A 15,267-nucleotide genomic window follows, 5' to 3' on the forward strand; every position below is an offset into this window, starting at 1 on the left:
CATTTCAAGCTTTTTGCTTTTTATAAATTTTTAAATATTTATTAATTCATGAGTGGTTTCTTTAGAAATGCTATATATCTGAGTTCCTAAAGCTCTTCCTATTTTATCTCCTACAGCATATAAGTCCTCATATGAAGAATCTGGATTAATGTTTCTAAAAACTAAGTTTCTAAAAATATCCTTTCCTTCCTTATCTAGTCCAGCTTTATATTTAACTATTAAATATAAAGACGTCTCTATAGCTTCAACCATGATTATTCCCCCTTAATTATAATACTTTCTATATAATCAAGTACGGAGTTTATAATCTTTTTACCATATCTTTTCTATATATAATGCAATTATTCTATAATTTTATAATAAATAACTGTATCATGTAACCCACCTTCAGTAGATTCCGCATATTTAGGTATTCTTCCTGCTTCAATATAACCCTTTGATTTATATAATAAATTAGAAACTTCACCTGCTCTTGTATCTAATATTATAAGGCTTCTTTTTTCTTCAACTGCTCTTTTTTCTGCCGCTTCCATAAGAGTTTTTCCAACTCCCATTCTTCTAGAATTAGGCTGTACTAAAAGTTTAGCTATTTCTGCTCTATGTTTTCCATTCTGCTTCATGCATAAATGTAGCTGTATAGTTCCAATTATCCTTCCATCAACTTTTACAACAAAAAGTATAACCCCATCATGTAAAACCTTGCTCCAATACTCTTTTGCAACCTCTAAACTCAATGGTGCTAAAAATCCAATTGAAGCTCCTGAATTAACTACATCCATTAATAATAATGAAAGCTCTTCTAGAGTTTCACTTGTAAGTTCTTTTAATTCTATTATTTCAAAATTGTTATTCATAATATTCACTTCTCTTTCTGATATATTTCAAATCACTTTTATTAATATTCTAGCATATACAAAAATAAGGTTGAAGTTATAAACTTCAACCTTATCAGCTTTAACAGTTTTGAATCTCATTCCAAAACCACATTATTCATTTTTATTACATTACTCTTCTAGCAGCGTAGAAAGACCAAATATTAGATACCTTAACTACATCTCCAGTTTGAGGGGAATGAATCATTTGTCCGTTACCTACATATATACCTACATGTCCAGGACTTGTAAATACTAAGTCTCCTACTTGAAGGTTAGAGTAGCTTACTGGTACACCATCATTAACTTGAGTAAATGTTGTTCTTGATAGAGATACACCAACTTGTCTAAATACATATTGTGTAAATCCAGAGCAGTCAAACACGTTAGGACCTGTAGCTCCATAAACATATGTAGCTCCTAATTTACTATATGCAACTGAAAGTAATGATGATCCTGATACATTGCCACCATTTCCACCTCTACTCATAGTAGGTGCTGTTTTTTGTGAAACTAGGCTTTTAGCTTTTTCAATTAAGTCAAATAACTCATTGTCAACAGTAGAGCTTTTAACACTCTTTCTTAATGCTCTTAGAGTAGTTATAGCATTGTTTAAATCATCAACTGTACTACTTGAATTATTTACTATGTTAGCAAATGGTCTATATAAGTTTCTTTCAGTAGTAGCTAAATCACCAGCTATTTTATCGTATTCTACTTTAGCTTGATCAACATACACTTGTTGTTCTGCTTTTTTAACATTTAGCTCGTCTAGTTTTACTTTATTATCTTTATTTAAGTCTTCAAGTTCTTGAATCTTAGTTTTAAGTGTTGCAATATGATCATCATATTCTTTTTGTTTAGCTTCAAGCTCGTCTATAATTTGTTTATCTAAACTCATTATCTTACCAACTGCTTGAGCCTTAGATATGAAGTCTCCTAAACTGTTAGCGCTTAACAGAATTCCTATATAGCTTTCTTGTCCACCTGATTTATATAGAGCTCTCATTCTAGCTCCAAAAACCTCTTCTTTTTCAGCTAATTCTTTTTTACTTTTTTCAATGTCTTTTTTAGTATTATCGATTTCTCTATTTGTATTACTAATTTTAGTATTATTATCGTTTAATGCGATTGCTATTGGTTGTATTTGTGCATCCAATTCATCAACTTTATTTTTTAATTCAGCATATTTGCTTTTAGCAATGTCAGCCTTTGCACTTTTGTCATTAATCTCTTGTTGCTGTTCTTGCGTTATAGGCTCTGCCCACGCTTGTGTTCCTATTCCTAATATTAATGATGTCGTAATTAAACCAGATATTACTCTCTTTTTCATTTTCATACCAGCATTACTATCTTAATAAGTAACACTTTCCCCTTTCGATTATCAGTAAACTAATATCATAATAACACTTGTCCCTATAATAGCCAATGTCAATTCATTCCATTAATAATCCTTTACAATTTCTTAAAAATGCCACCACTCCTTATATACTGCGAAAGTTGGCGGATGTATTTCTTACATTTTTCTTAATATTTTATAAATATTAATTTTTTGTGAACAAGCTTATTTGTTTATTAATAAATTTATCTAAATAACGGGGTCCCCTTTTATCCTTTTTTAACAGGTTGTAAACTACATACTAAAAATGCAGCCACTATTTAAATGACTGCATTTATATAACTATTTCTTTTCAATTTTCATGGCTCTCATGGAGTTTAATACTGCAAGAAGAGTTACTCCTACATCTCCAAATACAGCTTCCCACATAGTTCCTAATCCTATAGCTACAAGTACTAATAAAATTGCTTTAACTGCTAGGGCAAAGATAATGTTTTGCATTACTATAGTTCTTGTTTTCTTAGCTATTTTTATTGCTTCTGCAATTTTTGATGGTTCGTCAGTCATTATAACTACATCAGCAGCTTCTATTGCAGCATCTGATCCAACACCACCCATTGCTATACCTATATCAGCTCTAGCTAAAACTGGAGCATCGTTTATTCCGTCTCCTACAAATATTAACTTGCCTTTAGAGGATTTTTGTTTATCTAATAATTCTAACTTTTCAACCTTTTGATCTGGTAAAAGTTCAGCATGAACTTCGTCAAGTCCTAAGTCTTTAGAAACCTTTTTGCCTACTGCTTTATTATCTCCTGTAAGCATTACTGTTTTCTTTACGCCTAAAGCTTTTAAATCTCTTATAGCTTTGGCTGAATCATCTTTAACTTCATCAGATATTACTATATATCCATAATATTCTTTATCTATAGCTATATGAACTACAGTCCCTATTGTCTCAACTTCATTGTAGTTTATACCTTCTTTATACATAAGCTTATAATTACCAGCTAAAACTTCTTTTCCTTTAATACTTACTTTAACACCATGTCCAGAGACTTCTTCATAATTTTCAACAACTTCTTTTTCTATGTCTTTTCCATAAGCATTTAATATTGAAGTAGCTATTGGATGATTCGAATAACTTTCAGCATGAGCTGCATAATACATCAATTCATCATTAGTAGTATTTTCTTGCGGCTTAACTTCAGTTACTTTAAATACGCCTTTAGTAAGAGTTCCTGTTTTATCAAATACAACAATTTCTACATCATTAAGTGCTTCAAGGTAGTTTCCACCTTTAACAAGTATACCATTCTTTGAAGCCCCACCTATTCCTCCAAAGAAACCAAGTGGAATAGATACTACTAAGGCACAAGGACAAGATACAACTAAAAATGCTAATGCTCTATAAAGCCAATCTGAAAAAGTTGCACCTTGAATTACAAGTGGTGGAATTATAGCTAATGCCACTGCTGCAAAAACTACAGCTGGAGTGTAATATCTAGAGAACTTTGTTATAAACTTCTCTGTTGGTGCTTTCTTACTACTTGCATTTTGAACTAAATCCAATATTTTAGCTACAGTAGAATCTCCAAATTCTTTTTCAACTTCAATAGTTAAAAGACCATTTTTATTGATTACTCCACCTAAAACATTATCTCCTGCTTCAACTTCTCTAGGAACTGATTCCCCAGTTAATGCAGAAGTATCAACCATAGAAGTTCCTTTAATCACCTTTCCATCTAAAGGTACTTTTTCACCTGGTTTTACAACTATGATATCACCTATACGAACTTCTTCTGGAGACACCTTCTTTAGTTCATCTCCTACCATAATATTAGCAAAATCAGGTCTTATATCCATAAGTGAAGTAATAGATTTTCTTGAGCGATTAACAGCTATACCTTGGAATATCTCTCCTATTTGATAGAATAACATAACTGCTACACCCTCTGGATATTGACCTATTGCAAAAGCTCCAATAGTTGCAATACTCATAAGGAAGTTTTCATCAAATACTTGCCCTCTACGTATATTCTTTAGAGCTCTTAAAACAATCTCTCCACCTACAATAATATAACTTATAACGTATAATATTAATTCAGTAATAGGCGAAAATTTTGCTATACTTGCAACTCCAAATATCGCAGCTCCTATAACAAACTTAATTATTTCTTTTTTACTTCCCTCTCCATGTTCGTGATCATGTCCGTCATGATCGTGGTCATGATCGTGGTCGTGTTCATGGTCATGCTCCTCTCCATGTTCATGATGATGAGAATGACTTGTTGATTCCTTCTTCTTACTTCCAACTTCAACAACTTTTACATGAGATTCTACTTTAGGAACTAATTCTTTAATTTCTGAAACTAATTCCTTAGCTCTATCACCTTCATTTATTTCTACTGTTAGAGTCTTAGTCAAAAAATTTACGTTAGCTGAATCAATTCCAGCTATTTTTGATACCTTATCTTCTATCTTAGCTGCACAATTTGCACAATCTAGACCATTAAGGATAAATTCTTTTTTTATTAGTTTATCATCTTGTTTTTCTACACCTTTGTTAACTACTTTAAAATCACTTTTAATGTTTTTCTCAACTACTTTATCCATGGAATCTCCTCCTAATATAAATAATTACTTCTCTTCTATGTGAGTTAATCCAAGATTAAATATTCCTTTAACATGTTCGTCATCTAAGGAATAATAGACTACCTTTCCTTCTTTTCTGTATCTTACAAGTCTAGATTGTTTTAAAACTCTTAATTGATGAGAAATAGCTGATTGAGTCATACCAAGTAATGCTGCTATATCACACACACACATCTCGGCTTGAAATAAAGCACATAATATTTTTATCCTTGTTGTATCACCAAATATCTTAAATAAGTCAGCTAAGTCATATAGAACCTCTTCTTTTGGTATACAATCCTTAACTCTAGTAACTATATCCTCATGAATTACTGTACAATTACAGCTTTGAATAACTTCTTTTTCTTCCATAAAATCTTCTCCCTCATCTACAAACGTATGAATACTTGTTCATATGTTCATTATATGCAACTATGAAATTAATGTCAACAAAACTCAGAAAATAATTTGATATTTTTTGATCCTATTTTTAAGATATCTTTATCAACGTATAAAAAAAACACATCTTTCATTTCTGAAAAATGCGTTATCCGCTAGCTTTTAACAAAATGTGTAACAACACTTATATATATTCATATGATGTATTATAGTTAATAGTTTTTTGTTCATAACCGATTCTCCTAACCTATTTTTTATACAAGTGAAAGCCTCTTTTATAGAGGCTTTTCTTATATCATAGATCATTTTATCATCCTAACTTATCACCTTTCTTAACGCCCTGCTCTGGTTGAATTAATACGACTCCCTGCTCAGCATAAATTCCAAGTACTAATACTTCTGACATAAAATCGGCTATCTGTCTTTCTGGGAAATTTACTACACCCAGAATCTGTTTGTTTATAAGCTCTTCTTTGTTATAGCATTTAGTAATCTGAGCACTTGACTTCTTTACTCCAATTTCATCACCAAAATCAATCCATAATTTATAAGCAGGCTTTTTTGCTTTTTCAAAAAATTCTACTTTAATTATTTCTCCCACTCTAATATCTAACTTCATAAGATCTTCAAAAGTTGCCATTATAACACACTCCTATATAACGCTTTAGTTTTAAAATAATATATAAAAACAAAGAACTATTGTCTTAAATAGATCTCTTTTTCTATATTATTAACTTATATTATATGTTAAATAAAATAAATTTCTTATCCTAAATCAAGTTATTTCTTATTCATTCTTCTGATTCTTTTTCTATAATCTAAAGGAGTAATTTTCTCATGTATCTTAAATACTTTTGTAAGTGATGAGTTATAATTATATCCAACTTCATTTGCAATTTGAATTAAGTTTAAGTCAGTATCTCTTAAAAGTTCTTTTGCCCTTTGTATTCTTAATTTCTGTATATATTCAGTAAGATAAACCCCTGTTTTCTTTTTAAACCATTCACTATAATAAGTTGAATTATAATGTTCAATATCTGCCAAAGTCTTTAAATTAATATCCTCATTATAGTGTTCATGAATATATTTAATGGAATCCTCAATCCTCTTTTCAAATATAAAAGAACTAAAGTAATGATATAACTTTGATATTTTTTCACTGCTATAATAACCATCTTTAAGCTCATTTAAGATTAGAAATCTAATTGCTTTCCATTTATCATCTAAGGATAATTCAACTTCCTCATGCAATGTAGCACTACTATTTTCATTAATAATATATTCAGGTATATCTAAAACCAAAAACTCATTTTTCTTTTCTGATTTAAATGTATGGATACTACTTGGAGGTAAATAAAACAAATTATTTTCATCAAGTTCAAGCTCTTTATATTTAGTTTTAATATCTAACCTACCCATGATTGGTAATATAAGTTGTCCATACTTATGAAAATGCGTGGTTACTATATCTTTATATACTCTTACTTCGCTTAAAATTCCATTCATTTTAGTCATTACTATTTCCTTAATTCCTTTACTTTATCAAAACATTCCTCAGACAAATCTAACATATTATTTTCTTCATAAATTGATCCTAGGCTTGCCCATAATTTAATCTCTTCAGGATGCTTCTCTATACTTTTCTTCAAAAAATCTACCGCAACATTAAAACCATTATTATTTTTATAATAATTACCTAACAGTTGATAAGCCCTTATATCATCTTCGTTATAAGCTATATAGTCCTCTAAACATTTTATTTTAGTATCTAAGTGATCATTTGCCCATATATCAGTAACCCATCCAGATTGCTTTACATCCTTACTAAAATTATTTTTTAAATTCCCCTCAAATTCATCCAAGCTTATTCCTAAAGCATTTTCAAAACTTTCACTAAATATTTTTTCCTTACAACCAAGTATTATATCTTTAATGACACTAGAGCTCCTTAGATTTATTATTTTATAGATCGCGTAATGACTCTGCATATAAGCACTAGTATTTTCATTGTTAGTATTGTTTTTTTCCCAATCCCCACTATTGTTTAATTCTCTTAATGAAATGAAATCTAAGTCTTTATCAGCATAAACGTCCTCATTTCCTATATATTCAGATATACCTTCATTAAACCAAATTGGTAAATTTTCAATATTAATATTATTTTCTTCAAGAAAATTACTATATATGTAATGAAAATATTCATGAGAAAATGTGCTTTTAAATTTAGAATCTCCCCATCCTTGTAAAACACCATCTTCATATCTAGTCTTCTTCCCATTAAATATTATATCATGATAAATATCTTTAACATTCATATACATTGTATTAGTTGAGGGATTATAATATCCCACTACATCTGACACAGCTCCGCTTGTTTTATGCCTATTTAAAAATACACTCTCATCATAATCAAATTGTATAACAAGCTCCTTTGATGATATATATCCATACAATTCATTACTTTTCGCTTCTAATTCATCTAAATACGCAAAAACCAGCAGTAGAGCCGGCTCTACATCCTTGCTATGTAATATTTTATAGTTTTTATAATGTGTCTCTTCAAAACCACTTTTGTAATCATCACTCTCCGAACTTGTCATATCTATTTTATTTAAGATAAATATTCCTTTACTTTTGATATACAGACCTCCACAAATAACAAATAAAATACAAATAATACCTATAGTATAGATTGATTTTCTTTTTTTAACTAATCTCATATTTTCCCCCATTAAATTCTAACGATATTCCTTTATTATTAACCCAATTCCTGCTCTATTAATATAATTGATTCCTCAACTTCACCAATCATTTCAACAGATATTTTTCTTACTTCAGTGTTAAATTTATCATTATACTTTTGTACATCCTTAAAAGCCTTATCAAGTAAGTCAATAGAAGATAACTTCCCAACTGTCATATGAGGAATATATTCATATCCTAAATCAAATTTCTTTAACTTATCTTTATATAAAATATCATGAATCTCTTTAATTATCTCTATGCCTTGTACTACATTTAAAAATAAGTAGTTTCCATACTTGTCTACCTGTTTTCTAAAACCTTGTAATTCAATCTCAAATGCTTTTATATCTTTTAAAGCCTCTTTTAAATATAGACTAAGCTCCTCATTACTTAACTCATCCTCAAAAGGAAAAACCAATGTAATATGAGGCTCTACAAAATCTGATAATGGATCATATTTCTTTCTGATATTATTTATAATGTGCATATTTTCAAACTTAGGAAAAATCATTATAACTCTTGTATTCATAATATCACTCCTTTACTAACTTATTTATAAGGAGAACTCTAGTTGATAATCTCTCCTATCAATTTCATATAGTTCTTTATTTATTTCCTCTACTTCTTTACATCCTGATTTAAAATAAAAGGCAATAGTTTCTTCATCTGAACCAGCACAGATATAAATCTTATTCGCATCCCATTTTCGTGCTTCCTCTGTAGATAGCATAAACAACTTTTTACCTATTCCTTTATTTCTATAATCTAAAGTTATAAATAATTGATCTAATAAAACATACTTATACTTTTCTCCAAAAACTTGTGGATTAACTGTAGCAAACCCTAACAACTTATTATCTAGATTAAAAGCACCTATTGCACTTCCCCCATTTAAGATAGTTTCTCTTAAATGACTTATGTGATATTCATACCCATTAGGCCAATCCTCGTCTTGGTAGTTTATTTCTACTAGTTGACGATTTCCTTCTATTTCTCTCCATGCCTTTCCTATATATTGAGATGGATCTATTTCCTTTATACATTCACATTCTTCTAATGATAGTTTTCTATATAGTAACTCCATACTTTCTGCCTTCCATCTTATTTTCTCCAGTTAAATACGATCCCCAATTAATTTATTCCAATTATATCATATCATGGTATATAATTGGACAAGATTTACATCATATAGGCATTTAAGTGTAAAAAAGCCGCAAATTCAATCTATGAATATTGCGACTTCTTAATATTTCTATACACCTAATCTATAATTTTCAATATCTCTATATTCTCCAAACTTCATTCCCACTTCTTTTATTGTTCCACAAAACTCAAACCCAAATTTCTCATGAAGTTTTCTACTAGCTTCATTTCCTGCTGTTATAACAGAAACTACAGTATGCGTTCTTTCGTCTTTTTTAGCTTCATCTAAAGTGAATTCCATAAGCTTAGATGCAACCCCTTTTTTTCTGTAATCTGCTCCTATATATATTGATAACTCTACGGTACTCTTATAGGCTTCTTTCTCTCTATAGGAAGATAAACTAGCATAACCTGCTACACAATTATCTATCTCTGCAACAAATAATGGATGGTTGTGTATGTTGTGCTTATAAAACCATTCTTCTCTTTGCTCCAAGGTTCTTGGTTCTAAATCTAAAGTAGCAACTCCGTTTTTTACTTCATAATTATAAATTTCTAATAGTTCTTTTAAATCTGTTATTTTAGCTTTTCTTATTATCATATCCATTAATTCCTTCGCTATTTAATTTTTTTATTATCATTGTTTTGATTTCTAAGCATTCCATACTTGTTTTCAGGTAAATACTCAAACTTGTGTTTATTATAAAGTAAATCTGCTGGGCGATTTGCTATTAAGCAGATATAACTATCTTCATGTGTATTTTCTTCAAAATAACCATCAATAGCCTTCATAATTTGTTCTGCTAAACCTCTTCTTTGATAATCCTTGTCCACCATAATGTCACTCACAACATAGGTTATTCCACCATCACCAACTACTCTACCAAAGCCAATTAATTTTTCTTCATCATATAGAGCTACTATGAACAAAGAGTTGTTTAAAGCAATTTCACTTCTTTTCAAATCTTTATTCCCCATGCCAGAACGAAGCCTAAGACTCACATAATCCTCAGCTGATGGTGCTCCATATACAACTTGTATATTCATCTATTGCCCTCCATAGCTTTCTATTTATCTATTAGTTTATAAATATTATATTGCTTACTTGGCTAAGTTTTCAACATATAATTTCCCTAGGTTGTGATATTTATCTACTCTAAATCAAAAAGTAATATATCACCTTTAGAAGTCTTAATATAATACTTATTTTCATTTTTATAAAAATCATTTTTATTAACTTGCTCTTCTGTAATATCAGATTTTCCATATTTATCTTTTGAGTTATCATATTTATACATTATAGAATTACCACTATACGATAAACTAAAGTAAATAGGATCGCCTTCCTTAGTGAGCTGTACAATAGTTAAATCACTACTTTCACCTTGCTCTAACTTAAATAAAAACTCATCAAGCTTTTCAACATTATGCTTATTAGAAATCCCAGAAATTACATATCCTTTATTAATGTCTGATTCCATATTATACGAAGCTGACTTACACGAGGTCAAAGAAATCATTAAGAACATAATAAATACCATTTTTAATATTTTCATCTCTTATCTCCCCTTGATATATTCACTTTCTAAAATTGACATCACAATTAGGGACTCATAAGCTCCTTCATGTAAAATACATTCTCTCAAAATCCCTTCTTCTATAAAGCCCTCGGATTTATATAGATTTTGCGCTCTTTCGTTTTTTTCTCTAACATCAAGCCATAATCTATGCGCTTTTAACTCTTCAAAAGCAATCTTTTTAATCAACTTTAATGATTCTCTTCCAAAGCCTTTCCCTTTACTTGATATCACAAATCTTCTAAATTCAATATTTCTATTTGAATTTGTTAATCCTGCTATAATTATATATCCAACATTTTTCTTTGCAGTCTTATCTTCTACTATTAAATGAAGAATATCATCTTGAACTAATGCATTTCTATGTTGTTCTTTTGTCCATTGTCCAACATACTGAGCATTATTAGGTTCTCTTTCGCATTTAACTACAAAGTCTAGGTCGCACTCATTTGTATTTCTTATTATTATGGAGTTAGATTCCACTTTAATATACTTATTATACTCGTCAATAGTTAGTCCGTAACAAACTTCCCCCTCAAGCTTTATATTTTCCATTTCAAACCGTCTTACATTTTCTACTCTTTTCATTAAGGTCTTTTCCAAAACCCTCCCTGATCTAGGATTAGCTGCTCTATGATATGCCTCCAGCTTATAAAACTTGGGCTGTTTAAATGAGAAATCAATAACAGCATTTAATGCCTCTGTAGCATAACCTTGTCCAGTATAACCTTCACCTATACAATACTCAATTTCTGCAGTTTCGATGTCACTGTACACCCTACAAAAAGCAATTTGTCCTATGTTTTCATTATTTCCCTTAAGGATTATAGCCCATCTGTAGAAGTCATCCCTATCATAACTTTGAATCCATTTATTTAATAATTCTCGAACCTCTTTAACTGTTTTATAGACAGGTTCACCATATTCATTTTGCACTTTAGGATTTGCAATCCAATTTTTTATCATATGTGGTATATCATCGTATATAAATCTACGAAGTGTTAATCTTTCTGATTCTATTTGAACAGTTCCAGTGTGTCTTAACATTTTGCACCCCCAAATTTATAATAGCCCTAACTAAATTTAAATTATTATGATTATATCATAGGAATTATTATACTTTTAAGTAAAATATAACACATAAGTTTAAATATAATTTGTAAATACCTCTTACACTATTTTTCTGCTATAACTGTAAGCCAGTCACTTTCTTCCACCAAGTCTTGCTCATATAAGCCTTTTATAACTTTAACTTTACTAAACCCACTATTTAATACAACTTGTTTAATAACATCTTCAGTATAGTCATGAAACCAATTCCTATAAACTTTTAGATTATTCTTGTCTATAACCACATATTGATCAAGCCAAATATCATCGTTGTATTCAAATCCATTTTCCAAAACCATGTGTTTTTCTTCCCTCCAGAAACCTTCTTCACTAACATACCAATTTTTATTTACTCTATTTTTTATTCTCCAGAGTGGTGTAGAAACATCGAAGATAAACAAACCTCCATGCTTTAAAGATCTTTTTACTATATTAAATAATCTATTTCTTTCTTCATCTGAAAAAGTATTTACTTCACCATAAATTTGCAATACAACATCATATTGTCCGTTATAATCAAGGTTAAACATGTCTTGACATATATATTCTATAGGAAGTTTTTTCTGGTTAGCTATGTTCTTAGCATACTTGATTGACCCTTCTGAAAAATCTATTCCAGTTACTTTCTTTCCAATCATGCATAACTTTTCAGCATATAGTCCTGGACCACATCCTAAATCTAATATCTCTTTCCTATCTTTAATGATATTTTCTAAAAAAGCTATTGTTTTATTAATACTTTCAATGTTTCTTGATGCTCCATCCCCTTTATAATCTAAATGTGCTTTAAGCATTTGTTTTGATATATGGGGCTCTGTCCAGATAGAACCTGTGCCTTTTTCAAATAAGTTTGGTCTTTTATTAACTTCAAATACCTCATTAATAATATTTTCATTTATCATCTTCTCTTAACTCCTTAATTATATATTTGTAATAGTAGAATATTCAAAAATAATAAAAGCTGTAGATTTTACTCTACAGCTTCATCAAAATGATAGATTTATTGTAGTGAGAGTAAAATAAAATTCGATTGCATCATTAATAACTAATTTCTTCTGCATCTAGTCTTAATTTATAAAAAAATGCTAACCAATTTGGTTGCTTTTCTACTTCACTAACTAACTTTAACAATGTTCTTTTACCAATTCTTCTGTCTATTACTGCAAACATTCTTACAAGCATATTCTTAGAATTTATACTTTCGATAATATTAGAATTTTTATATTCATATATAGCTCTTGTAAAATCATAAATTTCAAATACACCATCTTTATGTGCAATATCTCTAATTTTATCTTCAATTATCTCGTTCTCTTCCTCGTATAGATACCCCTTATCTGTGTATTCTCTACTTGGTGCTTTAAGCTCATTTTTAACTCTTAATTCCTCTAACCTATACCCTTTAACATAAAAATCATAAGGATTACCTTTAACTACTTCCTTCCCATCAACCCTAACACACACCCTCCCATACTTATCTGGTGCCCCATGATAATGGGTAAGAAAATATTTGACTCTTCCTTTCAAAGAATCACAAATTAAATCCTCTTCTAATTCTCTTCTAAGTCCACTCCACGATTGTCCCATCTCATTTACCCCAATCTTACAAAAATTAATTTAGATTAAATAAATCACCCTAGGAATAATATCTATTATCAAAACCATTAATAATAAAATTATTGCTCCTATAACTTGGTATATATAATACTCTGGATATTTAGTTTTCATACTCACTCCACTTAATATAAGGACAATGCATGTTAAGCTAAAAATCAACGTACTAAATAAGCTTCCATTACTTAAGTTTTCTTTAAAGTCGCCATTACGAAAACTTATAAAAACCATAAAAACTGAAGCTATAATTGAAAAAGCTAAAATGAATCTACCAAGATTTTTATATGATCTTATCTCCATAAATTCTCCCCCCCTTACTTCACAATATCCAAACACTCTTTCAGTTTATTTTTTCTCCAATAGTTTCTTTTTCTCCATATAATTATTAACTTGATTTAATATACTAAGTAGTAATGTAATTACTAAAGATAACATCATCATATCTATATTTCCATTAAAGAAATCAAAGAAATGCAATACTGCTAAACTAATTGTTATGATGGCAGATATAATTGATACTATAAACAATACTTTTTGACTAACCTTCATAAATAATCCCTCTTTTCTTTTATCTATAATCCTTCTAAAATCTATCATAAAACTAAGTCTTATAGTAAAATACGGTTTTGTAACTATATTTTACAATTATAGGATAATTATATCACAATAATAAAAAACAAGCCCCATAATAGACTTAATTTCTATAATGGAGCTCATTTTTATTTATTTCTTCTATTTGAAAAACTTTTAATTCGCCAATTCCTAAATCCTTCATATATACTATAAGTACTAATTTTTAGAATTCCACTCATCACTTAATTTATCTTTTGCTTCTTCATCAATTCTAGGTCTTCTAACAGTTGAGGTTCTACTAGTTACCTTAATTGTTTTTTCGCCACATTCAGGGCACTCATACCAATATTTCATTCCAAGTTCATCATTCTCAAGTACAGGATACATCTGACACTTTGAACAAACTTTAATTCCCATAATTATTCTCCTTCAAAACTATAATTTAATCTTTACTGTAGATAAATTATAACATGTTTTTATGGAATTACTTAATTATCAGAAAAACATTTCTTAATTTACTATACATACTTATTTTTGAAACTCACTATTATTGCCTAAACTAAAGCTACCTCCAGTTGCAAGCTCAAAGTGTAGTTTAGCAATTCCCAAATCTATTAAGTCAAATCTATAACTATCAGGAACCCCAGCTCTCACAATTCCATCATTATACGTAAAGTGTACCTTTTGACTATTTTTGGCTGAAGGTGCTTTCTGCACAGCGGTAATTCCAGCAACAAACCAATCAGGAACAGCACTATCAGCCGTATAGAATGCTTCTATATCCTTTGTACGTTTAATTTTATTTACTAAACTTCCAATTAAAGATTTTTTATCAGCCGCAATACCTACAGTAATTACACAAACGAATTCTTCACCTTCTGAAACACTAAAAATCGGGTTTTCACGTTCAAATGAACCACCTACCCAACATGTTGCTAATCCTAATGATGTAGCCCTCAAAATAACTTTTTCTCCTACATAACCTAACTTCTCTTTTAAGTGAATATCATTTTTGGGTCCCTTCATAACTATAACTGAGCGTACTCCCTTGAACATACCATAGCTTTTGCCAAAGCTATTGAAAGCACTGCTGCCATCCTCAAGAAAAGAAATTGAAAGGCCATATTTTTGGTTCCCCTCCTCTATCTCGTTTATAAGTAAGGATATTTTTTCTTTCTCAATGACAGTTTCTAAATAACTACGCGTAGATACTCTTTGTTCAATTTCTTTTAAATAATCCATTTTTAATTCCTCCAATTAC

20 protein-coding genes are annotated in these 15,267 nt (G+C 29.7%); all 20 read right to left on the reverse strand.

Annotation, left to right across the window (positions count from 1 at the left end; translation table 11 throughout):
- Positions 1-30: 30 nt before the first annotated feature.
- The 20 genes from P8F83_RS10710 to P8F83_RS10805 all read right to left on the reverse strand — a co-directional run bounded on the left by P8F83_RS10710 (position 31) and on the right by P8F83_RS10805 (position 15,248).
- Positions 31-252 carry a DUF1659 domain-containing protein gene (locus P8F83_RS10710; RefSeq protein ID WP_073022459.1) on the reverse strand — a complete coding sequence of 74 codons (222 nt, stop codon included), beginning with the start codon at positions 250-252 and terminating at the stop codon, positions 31-33.
- 89 nt (positions 253-341) lie between these two features.
- Positions 342-854, reverse strand: a complete 513-nt coding sequence (locus P8F83_RS10715) for a GNAT family N-acetyltransferase (protein ID WP_326514591.1) — start codon at positions 852-854, stop codon at positions 342-344.
- Positions 855-999: 145 nt separating this feature from the next.
- The gene (locus tag P8F83_RS10720; protein WP_326514592.1) at positions 1,000-2,205 is read right to left on the reverse strand and encodes a C40 family peptidase; all 1,206 of its coding nucleotides are present in this window, start codon (positions 2,203-2,205) and stop codon (positions 1,000-1,002) included.
- 348 nt (positions 2,206-2,553) lie between these two features.
- Positions 2,554-4,827: a heavy metal translocating P-type ATPase gene (locus P8F83_RS10725; protein WP_326514593.1), complete on the reverse strand. Its 2,274-nt coding sequence runs from the start codon at positions 4,825-4,827 to the stop codon at positions 2,554-2,556.
- Positions 4,828-4,851: 24 nt separating this feature from the next.
- Entirely contained in the window at positions 4,852-5,217 is a 366-nt protein-coding gene (locus P8F83_RS10730; RefSeq protein WP_021801173.1) for an ArsR/SmtB family transcription factor, read from the reverse strand.
- A 337-nt stretch (positions 5,218-5,554) separates the two neighbouring features.
- Complete coding sequence (locus P8F83_RS10735) at positions 5,555-5,884, reverse strand: tRNA-binding protein (RefSeq protein ID WP_326514594.1); 330 nt, start codon at positions 5,882-5,884, stop codon at positions 5,555-5,557.
- Between the two features lie 140 nt (positions 5,885-6,024).
- The gene (locus P8F83_RS10740; protein WP_326514837.1) at positions 6,025-6,750 is read right to left on the reverse strand and encodes an AraC family transcriptional regulator; all 726 of its coding nucleotides are present in this window, start codon (positions 6,748-6,750) and stop codon (positions 6,025-6,027) included.
- Positions 6,751-6,761: 11 nt separating this feature from the next.
- Entirely contained in the window at positions 6,762-7,964 is a 1,203-nt protein-coding gene (locus P8F83_RS10745; protein ID WP_326514595.1) for a tetratricopeptide repeat protein, read from the reverse strand.
- A gap of 38 nt (positions 7,965-8,002) precedes the next feature.
- Positions 8,003-8,518: a 2'-5' RNA ligase family protein gene (locus tag P8F83_RS10750; RefSeq protein ID WP_326514596.1), complete on the reverse strand. Its 516-nt coding sequence runs from the start codon at positions 8,516-8,518 to the stop codon at positions 8,003-8,005.
- A gap of 24 nt (positions 8,519-8,542) precedes the next feature.
- Positions 8,543-9,073, reverse strand: coding sequence for a GNAT family N-acetyltransferase (locus tag P8F83_RS10755; RefSeq protein ID WP_326514597.1), 531 nt, complete (start codon positions 9,071-9,073; stop codon positions 8,543-8,545).
- Between the two features lie 168 nt (positions 9,074-9,241).
- Entirely contained in the window at positions 9,242-9,733 is a 492-nt protein-coding gene (locus P8F83_RS10760) for a GNAT family N-acetyltransferase (protein WP_315109468.1), read from the reverse strand.
- Positions 9,734-9,750: 17 nt separating this feature from the next.
- Positions 9,751-10,179, reverse strand: coding sequence for a GNAT family N-acetyltransferase (locus P8F83_RS10765; protein WP_326514598.1), 429 nt, complete (start codon positions 10,177-10,179; stop codon positions 9,751-9,753).
- 104 nt (positions 10,180-10,283) lie between these two features.
- Positions 10,284-10,688, reverse strand: a complete 405-nt coding sequence (locus P8F83_RS10770; RefSeq protein WP_326514599.1) for a DUF4362 domain-containing protein — start codon at positions 10,686-10,688, stop codon at positions 10,284-10,286.
- A 3-nt stretch (positions 10,689-10,691) separates the two neighbouring features.
- Entirely contained in the window at positions 10,692-11,756 is a 1,065-nt protein-coding gene (locus P8F83_RS10775; RefSeq protein WP_326514600.1) for a GNAT family N-acetyltransferase, read from the reverse strand.
- A 128-nt stretch (positions 11,757-11,884) separates the two neighbouring features.
- Positions 11,885-12,721 (reverse strand): class I SAM-dependent methyltransferase, encoded by an 837-nt coding sequence (locus P8F83_RS10780; protein ID WP_326514601.1) that lies wholly within the window; start codon positions 12,719-12,721, stop codon positions 11,885-11,887.
- 136 nt (positions 12,722-12,857) lie between these two features.
- Entirely contained in the window at positions 12,858-13,406 is a 549-nt protein-coding gene (locus P8F83_RS10785; RefSeq protein ID WP_326514602.1) for an SF0329 family protein, read from the reverse strand.
- Between the two features lie 30 nt (positions 13,407-13,436).
- A complete protein-coding gene (locus P8F83_RS10790; protein ID WP_326514603.1) occupies positions 13,437-13,733 on the reverse strand; it encodes a hypothetical protein in 297 nt (98 codons plus the stop codon).
- A 45-nt stretch (positions 13,734-13,778) separates the two neighbouring features.
- A complete protein-coding gene (locus P8F83_RS10795; protein WP_326514604.1) occupies positions 13,779-13,982 on the reverse strand; it encodes a hypothetical protein in 204 nt (67 codons plus the stop codon).
- Positions 13,983-14,222: 240 nt separating this feature from the next.
- On the reverse strand, positions 14,223-14,423 hold the full coding sequence (locus P8F83_RS10800; protein WP_073022472.1) for a hypothetical protein: 201 nt from the start codon (positions 14,421-14,423) through the stop codon (positions 14,223-14,225).
- Positions 14,424-14,534: 111 nt separating this feature from the next.
- Complete coding sequence (locus P8F83_RS10805) at positions 14,535-15,248, reverse strand: nitroreductase family protein (RefSeq protein ID WP_326514605.1); 714 nt, start codon at positions 15,246-15,248, stop codon at positions 14,535-14,537.
- Between the last annotated feature and the right edge of the window lie 19 nt (positions 15,249-15,267).

Origin of the sequence: Clostridium intestinale (assembly GCF_035905475.1) — a bacterium.
GTDB classification, from domain to species: Bacteria; Bacillota; Clostridia; order Clostridiales; family Clostridiaceae; genus Clostridium_T; species Clostridium_T intestinale.

Excerpts from the sequence above, each read along its gene's own strand:
- P8F83_RS10730 (WP_021801173.1), bottom strand. The coding sequence starts at position 5,217 with ATGGAAGAAAAAGAAGTTATTCAAAGCTGTAATTGTACAGTAATTCAT.
- P8F83_RS10795 (WP_326514604.1), bottom strand. The coding sequence starts at position 13,982 with ATGAAGGTTAGTCAAAAAGTATTGTTTATAGTATCAATTATATCTGCC.
- P8F83_RS10735 (WP_326514594.1), bottom strand. The coding sequence starts at position 5,884 with ATGGCAACTTTTGAAGATCTTATGAAGTTAGATATTAGAGTGGGAGAA.
- P8F83_RS10805 (WP_326514605.1), bottom strand. The coding sequence starts at position 15,248 with ATGGATTATTTAAAAGAAATTGAACAAAGAGTATCTACGCGTAGTTAT.
- P8F83_RS10715 (WP_326514591.1), bottom strand. The coding sequence starts at position 854 with ATGAATAACAATTTTGAAATAATAGAATTAAAAGAACTTACAAGTGAA.
- P8F83_RS10710 (WP_073022459.1), bottom strand. The coding sequence starts at position 252 with ATGGTTGAAGCTATAGAGACGTCTTTATATTTAATAGTTAAATATAAA.
- P8F83_RS10770 (WP_326514599.1), bottom strand. The coding sequence starts at position 10,688 with ATGAAAATATTAAAAATGGTATTTATTATGTTCTTAATGATTTCTTTG.
- P8F83_RS10785 (WP_326514602.1), bottom strand. The coding sequence starts at position 13,406 with ATGGGACAATCGTGGAGTGGACTTAGAAGAGAATTAGAAGAGGATTTA.
- P8F83_RS10775 (WP_326514600.1), bottom strand. The coding sequence starts at position 11,756 with ATGTTAAGACACACTGGAACTGTTCAAATAGAATCAGAAAGATTAACA.
- P8F83_RS10755 (WP_326514597.1), bottom strand. The coding sequence starts at position 9,073 with ATGGAGTTACTATATAGAAAACTATCATTAGAAGAATGTGAATGTATA.
- P8F83_RS10765 (WP_326514598.1), bottom strand. The coding sequence starts at position 10,179 with ATGAATATACAAGTTGTATATGGAGCACCATCAGCTGAGGATTATGTG.
- P8F83_RS10760 (WP_315109468.1), bottom strand. The coding sequence starts at position 9,733 with ATGATAATAAGAAAAGCTAAAATAACAGATTTAAAAGAACTATTAGAA.
- P8F83_RS10725 (WP_326514593.1), bottom strand. The coding sequence starts at position 4,827 with ATGGATAAAGTAGTTGAGAAAAACATTAAAAGTGATTTTAAAGTAGTT.
- P8F83_RS10740 (WP_326514837.1), bottom strand. The coding sequence starts at position 6,750 with ATGAATGGAATTTTAAGCGAAGTAAGAGTATATAAAGATATAGTAACC.
- P8F83_RS10780 (WP_326514601.1), bottom strand. The coding sequence starts at position 12,721 with ATGATAAATGAAAATATTATTAATGAGGTATTTGAAGTTAATAAAAGA.
- P8F83_RS10720 (WP_326514592.1), bottom strand. The coding sequence starts at position 2,205 with ATGAAAAAGAGAGTAATATCTGGTTTAATTACGACATCATTAATATTA.
- P8F83_RS10750 (WP_326514596.1), bottom strand. The coding sequence starts at position 8,518 with ATGAATACAAGAGTTATAATGATTTTTCCTAAGTTTGAAAATATGCAC.
- P8F83_RS10800 (WP_073022472.1), bottom strand. The coding sequence starts at position 14,423 with ATGGGAATTAAAGTTTGTTCAAAGTGTCAGATGTATCCTGTACTTGAG.
- P8F83_RS10790 (WP_326514603.1), bottom strand. The coding sequence starts at position 13,733 with ATGGAGATAAGATCATATAAAAATCTTGGTAGATTCATTTTAGCTTTT.
- P8F83_RS10745 (WP_326514595.1), bottom strand. The coding sequence starts at position 7,964 with ATGAGATTAGTTAAAAAAAGAAAATCAATCTATACTATAGGTATTATT.